Annotated in this window: 13 protein-coding genes; 10 read left to right on the plus strand and 3 right to left on the minus strand. The window is 69.2% G+C overall.

Annotated elements, in window-relative coordinates; all coding sequences use genetic code 11:
* From SSMG_RS00295 to SSMG_RS00305, 3 genes are read right to left on the minus strand one after another with little or no spacing between them, the layout of a single operon-like run.
* A complete protein-coding gene (locus SSMG_RS00295; RefSeq protein WP_009071649.1) occupies positions 1–978 on the minus strand; it encodes a hypothetical protein in 978 nt (325 codons plus the stop codon).
* A complete protein-coding gene (locus tag SSMG_RS00300) occupies positions 975–3,104 on the minus strand; it encodes a hypothetical protein (RefSeq protein WP_009071650.1) in 2,130 nt (709 codons plus the stop codon). The genes SSMG_RS00295 and SSMG_RS00300 overlap by 4 nt, the downstream gene beginning before the upstream one ends.
* 36 nt (positions 3,105–3,140) lie before the next feature.
* Complete coding sequence (locus tag SSMG_RS00305; protein WP_158687970.1) at positions 3,141–3,728, minus strand: toll/interleukin-1 receptor domain-containing protein; 588 nt, start codon at positions 3,726–3,728, stop codon at positions 3,141–3,143.
* A gap of 334 nt (positions 3,729–4,062) precedes the next feature.
* On the opposite strand from SSMG_RS00305, the gene SSMG_RS00310 reads away from it, so the two are divergent.
* From SSMG_RS00310 to SSMG_RS00355, 10 genes are all read left to right on the plus strand, one after another.
* Positions 4,063–5,379, plus strand: coding sequence for a helix-turn-helix domain-containing protein (locus SSMG_RS00310; RefSeq protein ID WP_009071653.1), 1,317 nt, complete (start codon positions 4,063–4,065; stop codon positions 5,377–5,379).
* 268 nt (positions 5,380–5,647) lie between these two features.
* Complete coding sequence (locus tag SSMG_RS00315) at positions 5,648–7,249, plus strand: carboxylesterase/lipase family protein (protein ID WP_009071654.1); 1,602 nt, start codon at positions 5,648–5,650, stop codon at positions 7,247–7,249.
* A 106-nt stretch (positions 7,250–7,355) separates the two neighbouring features.
* Complete coding sequence (locus tag SSMG_RS00320; protein ID WP_037712084.1) at positions 7,356–7,691, plus strand: hypothetical protein; 336 nt, start codon at positions 7,356–7,358, stop codon at positions 7,689–7,691.
* Between the two features lie 153 nt (positions 7,692–7,844).
* Entirely contained in the window at positions 7,845–8,777 is a 933-nt protein-coding gene (locus tag SSMG_RS00325; protein WP_009071658.1) for a patatin-like phospholipase family protein, read from the plus strand.
* Positions 8,774–9,613 carry an SDR family oxidoreductase gene (locus SSMG_RS00330; RefSeq protein ID WP_009071660.1) on the plus strand — a complete coding sequence of 280 codons (840 nt, stop codon included), beginning with the start codon at positions 8,774–8,776 and terminating at the stop codon, positions 9,611–9,613. Before SSMG_RS00325 ends, SSMG_RS00330 begins: the two co-directional genes overlap by 4 nt.
* A gap of 296 nt (positions 9,614–9,909) precedes the next feature.
* Complete coding sequence (locus SSMG_RS00335; RefSeq protein ID WP_009071661.1) at positions 9,910–10,308, plus strand: STAS domain-containing protein; 399 nt, start codon at positions 9,910–9,912, stop codon at positions 10,306–10,308.
* Positions 10,309–10,409: 101 nt separating this feature from the next.
* Positions 10,410–11,357 (plus strand): helix-turn-helix transcriptional regulator, encoded by a 948-nt coding sequence (locus tag SSMG_RS00340; RefSeq protein WP_037712086.1) that lies wholly within the window; start codon positions 10,410–10,412, stop codon positions 11,355–11,357.
* 778 nt (positions 11,358–12,135) lie between these two features.
* Positions 12,136–12,390, plus strand: a complete 255-nt coding sequence (locus SSMG_RS00345; RefSeq protein WP_286157011.1) for a MerR family transcriptional regulator — start codon at positions 12,136–12,138, stop codon at positions 12,388–12,390.
* A gap of 182 nt (positions 12,391–12,572) precedes the next feature.
* Entirely contained in the window at positions 12,573–13,154 is a 582-nt protein-coding gene (locus tag SSMG_RS00350) for a TetR/AcrR family transcriptional regulator (RefSeq protein ID WP_009071666.1), read from the plus strand.
* 248 nt (positions 13,155–13,402) lie between these two features.
* Positions 13,403–13,819 carry a hypothetical protein gene (locus SSMG_RS00355; protein WP_234392792.1) on the plus strand — a complete coding sequence of 139 codons (417 nt, stop codon included), beginning with the start codon at positions 13,403–13,405 and terminating at the stop codon, positions 13,817–13,819.
* The last annotated feature ends 16 nt before the right edge of the window (positions 13,820–13,835 follow it).

Here is a 13,835-nt window from a genome sequence, read left to right on the forward strand (position 1 = left end):
TCAGCTTTCGTTCTCCGGCTCGGCCGGCCGCAGGGTGCCGCGCAGCCGGCTGGCGCGTTTCGAAGACGGCACCTCGTCCTCGGCGGTGTCCTTCGCCGGGGGAACGTTGCCCTCGACGACTTTGGCTTCTTCGATTTCCGCTTTGGCGCGGGATTCGAGGCTGTCGCGGAGTTTCCGCCGCTTGCCGGGTACGGCCTTGCTGCGGTCGAAGAACTCGCCGAGGACCTGTTCGCGTACCTCGGAGATGCTGAAGTCCTCCATGTCGGCGCCGGTGAAGGCGCGCAGCACGTCGATCTTGGCCTTCATCTCGGCGGCGCGGTCGGCTCGTTCCCGGTCCAGAAGCGCCATCGGGTCGCCGTCGTCGATCGACATGATGTGGGCGAGCATGTCCTCGCGCGTGCCGCCCGCGATCGGCCGCATGGCGTCGTAGGACAGCTTGCGCACGCGGATTTTCCGTTGCTCGGTCACGAAATCCTCGTTGTCGACCATCGAGACCGACACCGAGTAGGCGCTGAGCCGCACGGCGGGCGAATCGCGCGCCGAGTTGAGCCGGGAGGAGATCGCGCTCGCCGCCGCCGCGGGTTCCAGCACGTCGAACCGGGCCGCCGCCTCGCGGACGATCCCGGTGAGCGACGGCAGCAGGCTGGCGGTCATGTCGGTGACCTTGTTCAGCGCGATGGCGACGGGATCGGTGACCTGGCAGGCGAACTCGACGGTGACGCGGAAGGTGAAGGCCGGATCTTTGCTCGCCACGTGGATCGCGAAGGACAGGCCGCGAGTGGCCACGTCGATCAGATGCATCCGGCGGTAGTTGCCGGTCCGGGCGTCCGGCACGCGTTCGCCGTGGTTGACGACGATCGGCGCGCCGGCGGCCCGCTCCAGGACCATCGCGACGCCGAGCTCGGGCGAGCGCAGCGGGGCGCCGAGGCGCATCCGGCGGACTTCGACGCAGCTGAGGACCGGGTTGTACGTGCTCATGATGCTTCTTCCTCGAGGTCGAGCAGGGTGTCGTGGAATTCGGCGGCCTGGTCCGACGGGTCGTGCGGGTCGCTCGCCCAGCCGCGCAGGAGGTGCAGGATCCGTTCGAAATCGCTCGTCCCGCGGTCGGCGATTCCAGCCAGCACGCTGAGTACGGGTTCCGCGGTCGAACGGTCGCGGTCGCAGATGCGGACCCACGACCGCAGCGCGTCCTCGGCGAGGCCCCGGGCCGCGGAGTTGGCCAACGCCCGCCCCCAGAGTTCGGAGAGCACTTCCCGGTGCCGGGATTCTTCGCGCATCAGCAGCGGACGCTCGCCGCGGCCGGCTTCGGGCTCGACGGCGAAGGCGAACATCGTCAGGGCTTTGACCTCGGATTCCCCGTCCTCGGAACGCTCGGTCCATTCGAGCAGGGCCTGCAGCACCTCCCCCGCGCAGCCGGACTCGAGCAGTGCCTGAGTGCTGACGGCGACGGATTCCAGCAGGCCCCAGTCGCCAAAGCGGACGAGGCGGCGCAGGACGCGCAACGCCCGCCGGGGGTTCTCCGTGCCGAGCTGCCCGCCGACCGCGAGGCCCGCGGTGATCGGCAGCCTGCGGATCTTCGGCTCGCCGACGAGTTCCGCCCACCGCTCGACATACGACCAGGCGATGCCCGCGTTGCCCGGACTCTGCGTCCCCGCGACGTTGAGCCCGTACGCGGCGCTCTGCTGCAGCAACGGCGATTCGGACGTGGCCCAGTGCAGCAGGTAGCCGTGCACGCCGTGCTCGAAATCGGTGTTCGCGAGGATGCCCGCGGCGTGGGCCGCCCTGGCCCGCACGTCCACGTTCGTGTGGTCGGCGAGATTTTTCAGCCAGGTCAGGATTTTCTCGCGGGCGCCGTCGAGCTCGAGCCACAGGATGCGGAGCACGGCGACCCGCAGGCGAACTGATTTGAACCGCAGGCTGGCGCTGCCCCCGGCTTCGTCGGAATCCAGCTCAAGCCAGCTGCGCTCGGCGACGATCTTGCGGAGGTAGCGCAGGGTGAGCGTCGCCGAACTGCCGTTGCTGAGCTGCCGATGGAGTGCGATCGCCGCGTCCGCGACGTGCAGATAGCTGGCGTTTTCGAGCACTGCGGTGGCGAAGACGAGCGCGACGTCCACACTGCCCGGGTTCTGGCTGAGCCATTCCCGGACCTGCCCGGTCGGATCGCGCAGTTTGTCGAGCGCCTTGCCGAGATCCTCGCCGGCGCGGACGGCGGCGACCACGGCGCGCGCGACGCGAGCGGCGAACTCCGGATTGTCGCGTTCTTCAAGCAGTTCCTCCACCCCGGCCGCGGCCAGCTGATCGCGGAGGGTTTCGGGGTCGGCCCACGGAATCTCGCCGTCCAGCCGCTTGCGCACGATGTCCATCGGATCCGGCAGTTCGAGTTCCTCGACGACGAACTCGACGCGTTTCGTCGCGGTGGCAAGGGATCCGGCGGCCGGGCCGGTCACGACCACGAGGTGGCTTCCCTCGTCCTGCAGGCGTTCGGCGGTTTTCGCGAGCCAGTCGTCGGTGAGCTTGCTCGCGGAGAACTTGCCGTCGCCGTTGTCCGGGTCGACGACGAGGCATCCGCTGCGCGGCCGGGGAATCCGCCAGCTCGGGTTGCCCAGGATCGAGGTGGGCAGGCGGTAGATCACCGCGTCCTCGTCGACCACCTCCCGCAGGGCGGCCAGCGCGCGGCTGAACCGTCCGGTGCTCGCCGCGTCGGCGATGATCAGCAGGTTGGTGTCGCGCAGCCGGTCCACGCAGTCCTGGAAGTCGGGCGGGGGCGCGAAGTATTCGATCGCGGCGAGGTCTTGCGGCTGAGCCCGGCTTCTGCCCGACCGCCGCGCGGTGCTCCGGCTGCCCGGCCCGGCGAGGAAGTCGCCGTCGGCGTGCACCTCGTGGAAGATGTTGACGTTCGTGACGCCTCGCAGCCTGCCGGCGGCTTCCGAGACGATCTTGCTGAACTGCACGTTCAGCAGATCCGAGGCCTGGCCGCGCAGGTCGTGCACGGCCTGGTCCCGGTCCGAGGGCGGCGGGGGGTCCTTTTCGGCCGAGGCGGGCTCAGGGGACGGCGATTCCGCCGGCTCCTTCGGAGCTTCCTCGGCCGGAGTCTCTTCGCTCAAGAGTCAGCTCCGGGGGAAACGGGTTCGGGAATTCGGTCAGCGCGGTCCGGCGTGGAAGTCGCCGCGCACGTCGACCCGGTCGTACTGGTTGACCACGCCGCCCTGGTGCGCGTGGGCGGTGAACTTCGCGGCGGTGGCGGTCCCGGTCGAGGCGGTTCGGTGCAGTTCGGGAACGAGCTGCTCCAGCCGGGTGGCGAGGCGGTCGATGTCGGGCACGGCGTTGCGGAAGTGGACTCGGGCGTCTTGCACGTCGGCGAGCTGGCGAAGCGGCGCGGGCAGCTCCTCGCGCGGAATCCGGGGAGTGTCCAGCAGTACCGGAATAACGCGTTTTCCCAGCTCGAATGCGGTGGTGATCTCCCGGCGGACGAAGTCGCGCGGGTCGTCGAGGAGCCGGTTCCCGTCCTCGTCGGCGGCGTTCAGCCAATTTCTCCCGATCACCACCAGCAGGGCCTGCGAGGCCTTGACCGCGTCGAACAGGTATTGCTCCCATTCGGAGCCGAGTTCGATCGACTTGGAAGCGAAAAAGACGGCTTCCGGGCCGAACGCGCGAGACAGTTCGTGGTCGAGCAGCGCCACGCCGAACCGTTCGTCGACCGTGCGGTAGTTGAGGAAAATCTGGTTCAACGCGGGGCCTTTCCAGGTCTGTCCGCTCGCGTGCGGCACGGCTCGGGGCCGGTCGGGGCGGAGGGTCGGGGGAGCAGAGAGCAATCTTTGGCATCCGAACGGCTGCTTGACAAGACCTACTTGAGGGTAGGGGACCGTTTCCTGTTTCCTCTTGCCGGCGACGCTTTTGTCCAGCTTTTGACTACCGTCGCGGCAGTGCAGTAACGATCTACGGAATCGTCGCAGAATGATCCGATTCCTGGTCTAAATCGCACCGCACGGACTGATCGTTTCCTGTTTCCGGATGTCGCGGGGAACGTTAACCCGCTCGGCGGAGGATTGCCGGTCGGGCAGGATGGGAAACCGACGAAGGGCGGTGCGCCAGGTGTCTTCCGTGCCGGAGACGTTCGGATCGAGAGTGCGAGCGATGCGGATCGCCGAAGGGCTTTCGCTGAGCGAGTTCGCCCGGCGGCTCTACTACAGCAAGGGCCACGTGAGCCGGGTCGAGACCGGTGCGCAGGCGCCGTCGCCGGAGTTCGTGCGGAAGTGCGACGCGGTGCTGGGGGCCGGGGGAGAGCTGATCGACCTCGCCGGGGAAACCGAGCGGGCTGCCCGGCCGGCCGCGGCCGGGGCAACCGAGGAGGAAGTGTGGGTGATGACGATGATGCCCGAGGGCGGCGGCTCGTTCAATCCGGTCGGACGGCGGGACGTGCTGCTCGGCGGAATGGCGGTGATCGCCGGGCTCAAGGTGTCCGGCACCGGCGTCGTGGCCGTGGACGCCGAGGCGCAATTGCTCCAGCACCGGCGTTTGTTCGACGCCGCGCGGGCGTTGGGCCAGTCCTCTTCGCCGGACGTCGTGCTGCCGATGGTGGTGGGGCAGGCGCAGGCGTTGCGCACGCTCGCCACGCAGGTCACCGGCGGGGCTCTGCCGAAGGTGGCCTCGCTGGCGGCACGGACGGCGGAGTACGCGGGCTGGATGGCCCAGGAGTCCGGCGACGACGCTGCCGCCGCTTGGTGGACCGCGCGGGCGGTGCGTGTCTCCGGGGTCGCCGGCGATGACTACCTGTCGAGTTACGCCTTGGTCCGGCAAGCCCTGATCGCCATGTACCAGGGGGACGGGGCGGAGACCGTCGCACTCGCGCAACAGGCGCAGGAAAGGAAAAACGTCCCGGCCCGGATACTCGGGCTCGCGGCACAGCGCGAAGCTCAAGGCCGCGCCCTCGCCGGTGATCCGGATGGCTGCCTGCGGGCGCTGGACCGGGCGCGAACCTGGCTGCAGGACCCCGACGGCGTGCCGGACGGACCGGTGATCGGCACGTCGCAGGTCGCCGATCCGGTCGGGGTCGCGACCGGCTGGTGCCTTTACGACCTCGGCCGCCCGGCGGAGGCAGCGGAAGTGCTGGACCGGGAACTCGCGCGGATCCCGCTCAGCGCCGTACGCGCTCGCACCCGGTTCGGCCTGCGCTTGTGCCTGGCCTACGCGGCGTCCGGCGAATTGGAGCAGGCGTGCCGCCTCGCGCAGCCGCTGCTGGTGCAGCTCGCCCAGCTCGGCTCCGCGACAATCCGCACCGATCTGCGGAAACTGGCGGTGGTGTTGCGAAGGTGGCACGCCCATCCGGACGTCCGTGCCGTAGGTCCCGAGCTGACCGCGGCCTTGAGCACGGCGAGATAACCGGGTCCAGATATGCCTCCTGCTTTTCTCGCGTTCTTCCGCCTTTGCTCCCTGGCAAAAGACCATCGTCCCCGGGAATTTGACCCCTCTCGCGCGCCCGAACGGAGGTTGTGCCTCCCCTCGCGGCCGCCAGACTGAAGGCACGCGGGACCCGTTCCCGCCGCGATGGCCCCGTTGGTCATCGGTCGAGCCCATGCCGGTAAACCGCCTCGGTGCGTGGTTGCTGCTCGTCGTTCCTCCCCGGCCAGGCGGGAGCGAAGGAGGACGGATGAGATTCCGCGGAAAGGCGCCCGCTGTCTTGGCGACTGTCGTCGGGGTGGTGCTGTCGCTGGCCGGATCGGCGGCGCTGGCGGGCAAGGTGCGCGCGCCAGCGTGTTCGCCGGGTACGACGGTCCCCGCCGATGACGGGCCGGTGTGCGGTGTCGCGGGCGCGGGAATCACGTCGTGGCAAGGGATTCGCTACGCCGCGCCGCCGGTGGGCGAGTTGCGTTGGGCCGCGCCGCAGCGTCCCGCGCCCTGGACCGAACCGTTCCCCGCGACCGCGGAGGGCAACGAATGTCCGCAGCCGCCGGGTACCGGTCCGGGGTCGGACAACGAGGATTGCCTCAATCTGACCGTGCGCGTGCCCAACAACGCGGGTCCCGGTCCGTTTCCGGTGATGGTGCAGATCCATGGCGGCGGATTCCTGCTGTGGAAGCCGACCGACGCGAGTCGTCTCGTGGCCGCGGGGCACGTCGTCAGCGTGGAGTTCAATTACCGGCTCGGGATTTTCGGCTTCCTGGCCCACGAATCGTTCGGGGCGCACGCGGGCAACTACGGACTCCAGGACCAGCAAGCCGCGCTCCGCTGGGTGCAACGGAACATCGCGAAGTTCGGCGGCGACCCCCGCAACGTCACGATCTACGGCGATTCCGCGGGCGGTTCGAGCATCTGCGCCCACACCGCTTCGCCGACCTCGGCTGGGCTGTTCAAGCGTGGAATCAGCCAAAGCGGCGAGTACAACTCGCTGCTCGGCGTCGACATCATCTGGCAAACGCAAGACTGCAAAGCAAACCTGCCCACCGAGAAACAAGCGCGGCAAAAGGGCGCACGATTCGCCGCGGCACTGGGTTGTTCGACCGCCGCGTGCCTGCGCGCGCTGCCCGCGCAAGCGGTGCTCAAACAGGCCGACCACGGGAGAAACCCGGACAACGGCACGGTCGCGCCGATCGTCGACGGCAAGACTCTGCCGATGTCCCCCGCCGAGGCTTTCGCGACCGGACAGGTCAATCGCGTAACGCTGATGCACGGCGTCGACCGCGACGAAACTCAGCTGCCGTCCGCCGAGACCGCAGCCGATTACGAGAAATTCCTGAAGCAACAGTACGGAAAGCACGCCGACGAGGTCCGCAAGACCTACCCGCTGAAGCGCTACCCCGCGCCAGCCCCGTACCTCGCGTACCGAACCGCCGTCGCGGATTCCAACTCGGTCTGCCCCGCCCTGCTCAACGACGAGCGGTTGTCCCGGCACCTTCCGGTCTTCGCCTATCAGGTCGATGACACCGACATCCCGCCGCAGTTCTTCGTCGACCCCGCCAAGCCGAACGGCGCCTACCATGTCGCCGAATGGCAGCTGATGTTCCCGGACGGGGTCCAGTTGACGCCCAACCAACAGGTGCTCGCCGACCAGATCTTGACGCAGTGGGCGGGTTTCGCCCGCACCGGAAACCCCACTGTGGACGGTGCTCCGCAATGGGATCCGTACACAAAGGACAAGCCGGTGGTGCTGGCGCTCAACGCGGCGGGAGACAGTCAGCTCACGACGGAGATCCCGCGGCAGCATCACTGCGCGGAACTCTGGAACCCGTTGACTCCCTTCCAGCACCGATAAAGCTTGCCTGATCGGGCGGTTTAGCCGGTCTCCAGTGGCAGTGCCTGCCGCCGGACACAACCCTGGTTCGCGTTATCGGACGACACCTCGGAAAGGAGCAGTTTTCGTGAAGCGTGTACTCGGGGGCCTCGGACTGGGGCTGGCACTGGTCTTTCTGTCCACCGCGACGGCACAGGCCGCGCCGTCGGCGATCGGACAGGACAGCCCGGGCTCGAGCCCGGGCGCCAACAGCGGCCTCGGCGGCGTCGGCGACCTGGTCGGCGGCTTGGCCGGAGGCGCGGGAACGCTCGGCTTCCTGCTGCCCTCCCCGAACGGTTCGGGAGCCAACTTCGTCAACGGCCTGATGAACAACCCGGCCGGAGCCATCACCGGAACCCCGGACAGCATCCTGCCGTACGGCCTCCTCGACGGCGGCAAACCGCAGCCGCTGCCCTCGAAGTGACCGCCCCGGGTGCGTCGGCTGGTTCGGCGCACCCGGGCGCTCCCCATCGCAACCGGGTCGTCAACAGCGCCGACCTCGCCGGAGCGGTATTGCCCTGCCCGTGAAAATGACATACGGTTCCGCCACTGACACGCGATTCCGCCGAGGTGGCCGATGACCCAACGCGCACTGGTGCTCGGGTGCGGCGGCACGCTCGGCTTCGCCTGGACCGCCGCTGCCCTCGCCTCGGTCGAGGACCAGCTGGGATGGGACGCGCGCGAGGCAGACGTCCTGGTCGGCACCTCCGCGGGCGCGGAAATGGCGGCACTTCTCGGCGCTGGCATCGGAGTCGACGAGATCATGGCCGCGCTGGTCGGCGAACCCGCGGACGACCGCGTCGTGCGGCATCTCGCTCAGCATCCGGGCCTGCTGCCGCCGTTGCCGACGCCGGTTTGGCCTGGCCTCGGCCTCACCGCGGCGGCGCTGCGCGGGCGAGTCGATTTGCTGGCCGGATTGGCTGGTGCGCTGCCGAGAGGACGCGGCGACGCTGGCTGGCTGCGCGACCTCGGTGCCGCGTTGGCCAATGCCGACGGCTGGGTCGATCATCCGCGGACCTGGCTCGTCGGGGCCGATATCCGCACGGGCGAGCGGGTCGCGTTCGGGAATTCGCAGCGGACCCAGCTCGGCACCGGCATCGCCGCATCGTGGGCCATTCCGGGATGGTTTCCGCCGGTCGCGATCAACGGCCGCAAGTACGTCGACGGCGGCACCGTCTCGCCGACGTCCGCCGATCTCGTCCTTCAGACCGGTGTCGAGGAGGTCGTGCTCCTCCCGCCGATGTCCACCGAGGGCGGCGCGCCCGGCCGCGGTTTCGCCCGTGTCGAGCGACTCGCCCGGCACGCGATGACCCGCCGCGTCGACGCCGAGGTCAAGCACCTCCGCGCCGCCGGAATCCGGGTGCTCCGCATCGAACCCGGCGCGGCTGAACTGGACGTCATGGGTCCCAACTTCATGGACCTGCGCCGCCGCGCCGACGTGCTCCGCGCCTGCCGCACTCTGACCCCAGCGCGCGTGCGCGCCGCCATCGAGCAAGGAGCGACCCGATGAGCTACCCCAAGATCGACCTCGACGGCGCGTCCGTCGCGATCACCGGTGGCGGCGCGGGGATCGGCCGCGCGGTCGCCAAGTTGTTCGCGAGCAAGGGCGCGCGCGTCGCGATCGGCGACCTCAACGAGACGGCCGCCAAAGAGACCGCGGAGCTGATCGGCGGCACCGCGCACCACCTGGACGTCGCCGACCGCGGCTCGTTCGCGTCCTTCCTCGCTGCGGCCGAGAAGGCCCATGGACCGTTGCGTGTGCTGGTGAACAACGCCGGTCTCACGCCGAACGGCGGATTCCTCGAACTCGCCGACGCCACCGACCGGCTGCAGATCGATGTCAACCTCGGCGGCGTCCTCAACGGGATGAAACTGGCCCTGCCCGGCATGGTCGAACGCGGGTCCGGACACGTCGTCAACGTCGCCTCGCTGGCGGGCAAGTTCCCGGTCAAGGGACTGGCCGTCTACAACGCGACCAAGTTCGCCGTCGTCGGGCTGACGGCCGCGACCCGCCTGGAGTTCGCGGACGCGGGCGTCAGCCTCACCGCGGTGCTGCCCTCGGCCGTCGACACCGCGCTCGCCTCGGGCCTGGACATGCGGCCCATCCCGAAGGTGCAGCCGGAAGACGTCGCCAGGGCGGTCGTCGAGTCGGTGCACCACCGGCGCGGGGAGATCGCCGTTCCCGGCTACGTCGGCCTGCTCGCGGCGGCCGCGGGCGTCACCCCGGAGCCGGTCCTCAACCGCATCCGGCGTCTGGTCCGCGACGACCGCGCGTTGCACGCGGATCGCCCGGAACGAACGGCGTACCGGGCAAATCTCGAGGCACAGCAAGAAAAACAGCGGTAGTCGGGCGACCAAGCGCGGCCTGGCCTCGGCGAGGCCGCGTAAGAGAGCGGTTGCTGCCTGTGCCGACCCGGTCCGCCCGCGCCGGACATCGTCCGGGTGGACGCTTCGTTTTCCGGATAGGCCGGGAGTTCGGTTACCCCGCTAGACCGTTCCAGGCGAGCCCTGCACCGTGGAGGCAACCCCGTTCGTTCCGGAGCGAAGAGGCCCGGAAGCCGAACAGCGAAATTCAGCGGTGTCTTCGGGAACGATTCCCCGTCGCGGCGTTGGCCACACTTACGACAGGGAGAACTCCGCTGATGTCCGAAACCACCGACCGGTCGCTACGCCCTGGCGACCTGGCTATCCGCTGCGGCTCCGTGGGCTCGCTCCTGCTGGTGAGACTGGGCGGCGCGCTCGATCTGGCCACCGCCGACGACCTCGCCGCCGTGCTCGACCAGCAGCTCCGTACCGGCCGCGACATCGTCCTTGACTGCACCGCCCTGGACTTCATGGCCGTCGTCGGGATGTCGCTGATGCTCGAAACCCACCGGGCCGCGCGCGCCCGGCACCAGAAGCTCATCGTGGTGACCGGCGGAAACCGCGCCGTCCTGCGTCCGCTGCGCGTCACCCGGGTCGACGTCCTGCTCCACCTCGCCGCCACCATCGACGACGCCTGCGCCCGGCTCGGCGGTTTGCTCCCCGGCCAACGCGGGTAACCGGGAGCCTGCCCCGCGACCGCACACGTCGGAGGTTCTTGCACGACGCCCAAGGACCCGCCGGGGTGACGGTCGGCGTGGGACGGAGGGCGAACCGGCGGATGTCCACCCCGGGAAAGGTGGTTTTCGAGAGCGACGACCTGGACCGCACCGAGGAATTCCTCTGCGATTCCTACGCCCCGATGCGGATCGGCAGCGGAAGCCGCGACTCGGGCGCGCGCATCACCCGGGTCGCCACCGACGCGGTCAGCGCCGACGAGCTGGACCTGGACTTCGACATGAGCTACGACGTCAACCCGCTGGGCCGGATCTGCCTGTGCGACATCGCAGCGGGAACCATCGAAGACCACCGGGTAGCCGGGTGGACCGAACCCGCCGACTTCGCCCCCGGCGACCTGTTCTCCTTCGCCCCGCCGGACCGCCCGTACTCCGGCCGGATCTGCCGGGCCCGCTACAGCATCACGATGCTCGACCCGGAGTTGCTCACGCGCGTCGCCGGTGTCGAAAAGCCCGTCGAACTGCTCGACCACAACCCGGTGTCCGCCGCCGCGGCCCAGCACCTGCGCGCGGCCATCACGTTCCTGCGCGAACAAGTCCTGTCCGCCCCGGACATCGCCGAGCACCCGCTCCTGGTCAGCACCGCGACCCAGCACCTGGCCGCGGCCGTGCTCACGGCTTTTCCCACGACCGCGCTGGACGAACGCGCCGGCACCGACCTCGACGCGCATCCCCAGGCGTTGCGCCGCGCGATCGCGTTCGTCGAGGCCAACCCCGCCCGCGACCTCACGGCGACCGACCTGGCCCTGGCCGCCGGCGTCTCAGCGCGCGCGGTGCAGCTGGCCTTCCGACGCCACCTCGACACGACGCCGATGGCTTACCTGCGGCGCGTGCGTCTCGACCACGCACGCGCTGAGCTGCGGGCTGCGACGCCGGGGGAGACGACGGTTACGCAGGTCGCGGCGCGGTGGGGGTACACGCGGCCTAGTGCGTTTACCGCGCACTACCGGGCCGCGTATGGGGAGCTGCCTTCTCGGGCTCTTCACGACTGACGCCCGCGCAGAAAATCTATGCTGACTGGAGTAGACATTCGGTCGCAGTCGTGTGTAGTCTTCTGTTCGTACCGAGAAAGACAACGTCAAGCAGGCGCGGGAGATGACGTAACTGCCCGCGAAGTGAGATGAGCCGGTCGGGAAGCGCGGAACCGAGCAGTAAACGGGTTCCGGCTGGTGACCGGGAGCAGTACCCCGGGGCCGGGGTTGGTTCGGATGTGCGGCCCCGGGGCGGAAAGTGCAGGAAGCGGGCGGAGCAGGTGCGCCCGTGAAGTCCAGTTGAGTGAAGTGGCAAGTGCAGGACCGGTCAGGTGGCCGGGGCCGATCAGTGAACGGGCTCCGGGCAGTGGCCAGCGGCGTCAGCGTGCTGGGACCGATCAGTGGAAGGGTTCCCCGGCGGTGGCGTTCGCAGCGAGGAAAAACGCAGTACCCAGCAAGTGGAGAAAACCGGAAGGAAGGGAACGGGAACATCATTGGATCGCCCGCGGCGGTCGGAAAGCGCCGCGCGGGTGCCGCAGTCCCATCGAGTTCGGAGGTGGTTCTCGGTCACGAATGAGCGATCCCCGCGAAACCCGGCGTGGTGCCGGAAGCGGGTGCAGGAAGCCGGCGTTCGCGCCGGTTGGCAATGATGAAACCCAACCCTTGAGGACCCCGGGTGCCGTGCATGGCACCCGGGGTCCTTTCTGACGTGGAGGTGGAATTGATCCCTGACCAAGAAGGACCGGCCACGCCCAGCGGGGCCGACAAGTTCGACGACGAGCACTACCCCGCCTACACGATGGGCCGGGCCGCCGACATGCTCGGCACCAGTCAAAGCTTCCTGCGCAGCCTCGACGAAGCGGGTTTGATCACGCCGCAGCGTTCGCCCGGAGGACACCGCCGCTACACCCGGCACCAGCTCCGCCTGGCCACCCGGGTGCGCGAACTGGTCGACCAGGGCACGGCCGTCGAGGCCGCCTGCCGCATCGTCACCCTCGAAGACCAGCTCCACGAAGCCCAGCGCCAGAACGCGGAACTCCGCGCAGAGGACTGACTCCCGCTCGGCACGCGGCCCTTGTCGCCGCGTGCCGTTCGTGCGTTCTGGGCCGCGGTTTGCAGGTCAGCTTCCGCTGTTCCGGCCGGGTTCGCGGTCGGCGACATCGGACGACGGCGTCGTGGGACGCCGCCGCGCAAGGGAAGTCGCGCCAAGGCAAACTGGAGCCTAGTCTCTATTTCATGCCTCGCCCGCCCCGTTATGACGAGACGTTGCTGCTGGACACCGCTCTGGAGATCGCCGCCGCTTCGGGACCGGCGGCGGTGACCATGTCGGCGGTCGCCAGAGCCTGCGGGGCGCCAAGCGGTTCGCTCTACCACCGGTTCCCGCAGCGGCTGGCGCTGCAGGCCGAGCTGTGGCTGCGCACGGTCGAGCGCTTCCAGGACGGATACTTCGCCGCGCTGGGCTCCGACCCGGATCCGCTGAAGGCCGGCGCGGCCGCGGCGCGCCACGTCGTCGCCTGGAGCCGGCTGAACCCGCAGGAAGCGGCGGTGTTGCTGCACGGGCCGCAGGCGTTCGGGCGCGACGAATGGACCGACGAACACGCGCGGCGCGGCGAGGACGGCAACAAGCGTGTCCTGGGAGCGGTGGCCGAGCTCGCCAAACGTGTGGGCGCCGACACCGAAATGGACCTCGACCGGGTCGTGCTCGCCCTGGTCGAGCTGCCGCTGGCAATGGTCCGCCGGTATCGGCGCAACGGCCAACCGCTGCCTGCGCATGCCGAGGACCTCGCCGAACGCTGCGCGCGGGATCTGCTGGCCTAGGACGAGTCCGCGAAGACACCTTCTAGAGACGACTCTCCATATTGAATTAGAGAGAACTCTCCGATACCGTCCTTGGCACCGGGGTGCCCGGAGCGGTTCGAAACGGGGGAGCGGACGTGTCGACGGTGTTGGCGGAGCGGGAAGCTGAGACCCGGCCGGCGGTCCCGCGGTGGGCAGTGTGGGCAGCCTGGGCGACCGTGTTGTGCACGGCGCCGTCGTGCGTCTGGCGGGTGGCGGCCGGGTTCGGAGTGGACGTCGGGTTCACCGGCGAACTGGGGCGGCTGTACCACGGTCCGTCGTTCATTTTCTATGTCTGGACACTGACGATCGTCTCGCAGGCGGCCGCGTTCTTGAGCTTCGGACTGGTGCGGCCGTGGGGTGAACGGGTGCCGAAGTGGATGCCGTGGCTGCGGGGGCGGCGCATTCCTCCGCTGGTCGCAATCGTGCCGGCGACAATCGGCGCGCTGACGGTCACCACGGCGACAGCAGTGATCGCACTGATGGACGGCGGACCGTTGTCGCACCCCGATTTCCCACACGGAACGGCCGGGCTCGTCCTCCGGATTTGCTATGCGCCGTTGCTGGTCTGGGGGCCGCTGCTGCTGGCGATCACAGTGGACTACGCGCGGCGGCGGTATGGGTTTGATTTCTTGTTACGTCGATGAAGGAGAGTGCTCGCGG

Source organism: Streptomyces sp. AA4 (assembly GCF_000158875.1).
Classification (GTDB): Bacteria; Actinomycetota; Actinomycetes; order Mycobacteriales; family Pseudonocardiaceae; genus Amycolatopsis.

Excerpts from the sequence above, each read along its gene's own strand:
- SSMG_RS00335 (WP_009071661.1), top strand. The coding sequence starts at position 9,910 with ATGTCCGAAACCACCGACCGGTCGCTACGCCCTGGCGACCTGGCTATC.
- SSMG_RS00340 (WP_037712086.1), top strand. The coding sequence starts at position 10,410 with ATGTCCACCCCGGGAAAGGTGGTTTTCGAGAGCGACGACCTGGACCGC.
- SSMG_RS00315 (WP_009071654.1), top strand. The coding sequence starts at position 5,648 with ATGAGATTCCGCGGAAAGGCGCCCGCTGTCTTGGCGACTGTCGTCGGG.
- SSMG_RS00325 (WP_009071658.1), top strand. The coding sequence starts at position 7,845 with ATGACCCAACGCGCACTGGTGCTCGGGTGCGGCGGCACGCTCGGCTTC.
- SSMG_RS00330 (WP_009071660.1), top strand. The coding sequence starts at position 8,774 with ATGAGCTACCCCAAGATCGACCTCGACGGCGCGTCCGTCGCGATCACC.
- SSMG_RS00350 (WP_009071666.1), top strand. The coding sequence starts at position 12,573 with ATGCCTCGCCCGCCCCGTTATGACGAGACGTTGCTGCTGGACACCGCT.
- SSMG_RS00295 (WP_009071649.1), bottom strand. The coding sequence starts at position 978 with ATGAGCACGTACAACCCGGTCCTCAGCTGCGTCGAAGTCCGCCGGATG.
- SSMG_RS00310 (WP_009071653.1), top strand. The coding sequence starts at position 4,063 with ATGGGAAACCGACGAAGGGCGGTGCGCCAGGTGTCTTCCGTGCCGGAG.
- SSMG_RS00345 (WP_286157011.1), top strand. The coding sequence starts at position 12,136 with ATGGGCCGGGCCGCCGACATGCTCGGCACCAGTCAAAGCTTCCTGCGC.